The following is a 4,257-nucleotide window of genomic DNA, read 5'->3' on the forward strand; positions in this document are numbered from 1 at the left end:
CCGGAGGGCCGCCGGGTTCCGCTCAGGCCGGCCCGGCCGGGCACGTGGATCTCGGGGCGGTGCAACGGGCATTGGACCAGGCGGTAGCGGCGGGCGTGCCGGGCATCGTCTATCTCGTCCGCGACGGCGCCCGCAGCACCGTGCTCACCAGCGGGAAAGCCGACGTGTCGACCGGCCGGCCGGTGACGGCGAACGACCGGTTCCGCATCGACAGCATCACCAAGACCTACCTGGCGACCGTCGTCCTCCAACTGCAGGCCGAGCACCGGCTGAACCTCGACGCCCCGGTCGGCCGATGGCTTCCCGGCCTGCTTCCCGGCGGCGACCGGATCACGGCCCGTCATCTTCTCGGCCACACCAGCGGGCTGTTCGACTATGCCGAGGATCCGCGCTTCGACTACCGGGCCGATCCGCTGCGGGTGTGGGATCCGGTCGACCTCGTGCGCCTCGGTACGAGCCACCCGTTGTTGTTCACTCCCGGCGCCGGCTACACCTACTCCAACACCGGCTATGTGGTCCTCGGGCTGCTCGTCGAGCGGATCACCGGCCAGAAACTCGAGCGCGTCCTCGATCGGCGCATCCTGCGGCCCCTCGACCTTCGGCACACCTGGTTCGCGACAGGCTCGGCCATCAGGGGACGGCATGCGCACGGATACACGGTCGACCCGACCGGACTTCGCGACATCACCCGGATCGATGCCTCGCACGTGTGGGCCACGGGCGCGTTGATCGCGACACCCGCCGACGTGGCGACGTTCTTCCGCGCACTCCTCGGCGGGCGGGTCCTGCCGGCCCGCCAGCTCGCGGAGATGAAGCAGTTCCGCGACTCCGGCGACGGGTACGACTACGGCCTGGGGCTGATGAAGAGGCAGTACGCCTGCGCCATCGTGCTGGGACACGCCGGCGGCGGCCTGGGCTTCAGCACGGATGCTGTACAGACGACCGACGGCACCCGGCAGGCCGTCGTGTTCGCGAACACAGACACGATCCCCGATGCCGCCTACCAGTGGTTCCAGAAGGCGGCGGATCTTACCTTCTGCACACCGCGGTGACCGTCCTCGGCCCTTGTCCGGTCGGACCAACAGCGCGGCGCTATTTCGTCCTGATCGACGAACACCGATGCCGGTCCGCGCTCCTACGATCCCGCTATGACGACGATCACAGAGGTCCGGGACATCGTGGCGGCCCGCCTGCCCGGCCTGCTCCGCGAGCACCAGGTGCCGGCCGCGGCGTGGGGCATCCTGCACGACGGGCAGATCGTCGACGGGGCCGCGGGGCTGCTCAGCACCGCGACCGGAGTCGAGGCCACGCCGGACTCGCTGTTCCAGATCGGCTCGATCACCAAGCTCTGGACCGCCACCCTGGTCCTGCAACTGGCCGACGAGGGCAAAATCGACCTCGACGCGCCGGTGCGCACGTACCTGCCTGAGTTCCGGCTCGGCGACGAGGCGGCCGCCGCGGTCATCACGATCCGGCAGCTGCTCAACCACACGGCCGGCTTCGAGGGTGACATCTTCACCGACACCGGGCCGGGCGACGACTGCGTGGCCAAGTTCGTCGAGACCCTGCACGACCTTCCGCAGCTGTTCGCGCCCGGCGAGCAGTTCTCGTACAACAACGCCGGCTACTGCGTGCTGGGCCGCCTGGTCGAGGTCGTCCGCGAGCTGCCGTACGACGAGTGCCTGCGCCGGCACCTGATCGCGCCGCTGGGCCTGACGCACGCCGCGCCCGGGCCGTACGAGGCGATCCTGCACCGGGTCGCGGTCGGTCATCTGGAGCTCGAGCCGGGCGCGGGTTACCAGCCGGCGCCGGTCTGGGCGCTCGCCCGCTCGAACGCGCCGGCCGGGGCGATGCTCGCGATGCGCCCCCGTGACCTGCTGGCCTTCGCCCGGATGCACCTCGAGGACGGCCGCGCCGCCGACGGCACGCGGGTGCTCGCTGCGGGCACCGCCGCCCGGATGCGGGAGCGCGAGGTGGAGCTGCCCGACATCGGAGTGATGGGCACCTCGTGGGGGCTGGGCTTCGAACGGTTCGACACCCCGGCCGGGACGCTCACCGGGCACGACGGCAACACCATCGGGCAGTCCGCGTTCCTGCGCCTGGTCGTCGAGGACGGCTTGGCCGTGACGCTGCTGACCAACGGCGGCGACGCGATGTCGCTGTACCGGGACATCTTCGGTCTCGTGCTGGGCGAGCTCGGCCGTATCCCGCTGCCCGAGATGCCCCGCCCGCCCGCACAGCCCGAGCGCGTGGACGCGGGCCGCTACGTCGGGACGTACTCGTCGCGGGTGGCCGACCTGACGCTCAGCCAGGACCAGGACGGCCGGATCTGGCTCGAGCAGACGCCCAAGGGCGAGCTGGCCGAGCTGGTCGGGCACGCGGTCCGCAAGGAGCTCGTGCACTACCGCGAGGACTTCCTCATCCCGGTCGAACCCGAGCACGGCATGTACGTGCCCCACGCGTTCGTCGGCGACGACGGTGCCGGCCATGCCCGGTTCCTGCACGTCGGCCGGGCCGTGCGCCGGGCCGGATCCACGGTCGCGCCGGTCTGACCGGCCGACCACCCCACCCGTTGAGAACACCCCGTCGAACCGGAGCCGGCAGGCCGGAAGAGGACCCCTCATGAAGCTGACCACCACGTCGAGGATCGCCGGCAGCGCGGCGCTCTGCGCGGCGCTGGCCCTGGCCGGATGCGGCGGCGGGTCGGGCTCCGGCTCGCAGGCCCAAGGGCAGGTCGTGGACGGCGGTACGTTCACCATGGCCCTGAACGCGGACCCGGGCAATCTCGACCCGCAGTCCTCGGCGGGCAGTGCGCTGTTCACCATCAGCCAGCTCGCGTACGACACGCTGGTCGGTGTCGACCCGGCCGGCGGCCAGATCCGCTCGCAACTGGCCGACAAGTGGTCGGCTGCCGGCACCACCGTGAAGCTCACCCTGCGCAAGGGCGTGACGTGCGCGGACGGTACGCCGCTCACCGCCAAGGCGGTCGCCGACAACCTGACCTACGTCGGTGACCCGAAGAACAAGAGCCCGTTCCTGGGCACGTTCCTGCCGGCCGGGGCGCGCGCCACCGCCGACGACGCCACCGGCGAGGTGACTCTGACGCTGGCGGCGCCGGCCCCGTTCGTGCTCAACGGGCTGGCCAGCCTGCCGATCGTGTGCTCCGGCGGGATGAGCAACCGGACGGGCCTGGCCAAGGCCACGGCGGGCACCGGACCGTACAAGCTGACCGAGGCCGTGCCGGGCGACCACTACACGTACGCGATCCGCGAGGGCTACACCTGGGGTCCCAACGGCGCGTCCACCGCGACGCCCGGCATGCCCGACACCGTCACCGTCCGGGTCGTCGAGAACCCGGCCACCGCCGCCAACCTGCTGCTGTCCGGCGAGCTCAATTCTGCCCAGGTCACCGGTCCGGACGCGCAGCGGCTGGACAAGGCCGGGCTGTTCGCGGCCCGTACCGCCGCGGTGCTCGGTGAGCAGTGGTACAACCAGGCCGAGGGCCGGGCCACCCGGGACCCCGCCGTCCGGCTCGCCCTGACCCAGGCGCTCGACCTGAATCAGCTGCGGACTGTGCTCGGCGCCGGTCAGGCCACCCCGCCCACCACGCTCGCCGCGATCGAGCCGCTCGCGTGCCCCGGCGGAACGCTCGCCTCGGCGCTGCCCGCCCACGACCCGGCCGCGGCCACGGAAGCGCTGAAGAAGATCGCCGGCAAGACGCTGACCTTCGCGTACTCGAGCGCCGGCGGCAGCGCCGCCACGGCCACCGCCGAACTCGCGGTGCAGCAGTGGAAGGCCGCCGGGATCACGGTGACCCCCAAGCCGCAGAGCGGCGAGGCCCTCAACCAGACCCTGTTCGGCACCGGCGACTGGGACATCGCCTGGGCCCAGGTGAACGTCAACAGCCCCGACCAGATCGTGCCCTTCCTGTCCGGGCCCGGCGTCCCCGACGGCACCAACTTCGCCGGCATCCGCAACAGCGAGTACGAAGCCGCGGTCAAACGGGCCAGCGCGATGGACGGCCCCGCGGGCTGCCCCGCCTGGCTGGAGGCGGAGACCGCCCTGGTCAAGGCGGCCGACCTGGTCCCGTTCGCCAACCAGCAGATCGCCACGTACGGCGCCAAGGCCCGCTTCGAGACCCCCGGACAGCTGATCCCGACGAGCATCCGGATGCTCGACCGATGACCGCGGCGCCGGCGCCCGCGCCGGAGATCGGGGCCGCCGCGGAGCAGGAGCCGGTGACCGGGGCGTCCCGGC

The 4,257-nt window shown here is 72.0% G+C and carries 3 protein-coding genes; all 3 read left to right on the forward strand.

The features are described from left to right. The coding region (locus AB0C29_RS36230; RefSeq protein ID WP_360830177.1) for a serine hydrolase domain-containing protein at positions 1–1,052 on the forward strand (1,052 nt) is incomplete at its 5' end. Positions 1,053–1,148: 96 nt separating this feature from the next. Then, positions 1,149–2,552, forward strand: a complete 1,404-nt coding sequence (locus AB0C29_RS36235) for a serine hydrolase domain-containing protein (RefSeq protein ID WP_360830180.1) — start codon at positions 1,149–1,151, stop codon at positions 2,550–2,552. Between the two features lie 70 nt (positions 2,553–2,622). Then, a complete protein-coding gene (locus tag AB0C29_RS36240) occupies positions 2,623–4,185 on the forward strand; it encodes an ABC transporter substrate-binding protein (protein WP_360830183.1) in 1,563 nt (520 codons plus the stop codon). Positions 4,186–4,257: the final 72 nt, after the last annotated feature.

Origin of the sequence: Actinoplanes sp. NPDC048791, from assembly GCF_040650095.1 — a bacterium.
Classification (GTDB): Bacteria; Actinomycetota; Actinomycetes; order Mycobacteriales; family Micromonosporaceae; genus Actinoplanes.

Coding starts and splice junctions, on each gene's coding strand:
- AB0C29_RS36235 (WP_360830180.1), top strand. CDS start 1,149: ATGACGACGATCACAGAGGTCCGGGACATCGTGGCGGCCCGCCTGCCC.
- AB0C29_RS36240 (WP_360830183.1), top strand. CDS start 2,623: ATGAAGCTGACCACCACGTCGAGGATCGCCGGCAGCGCGGCGCTCTGC.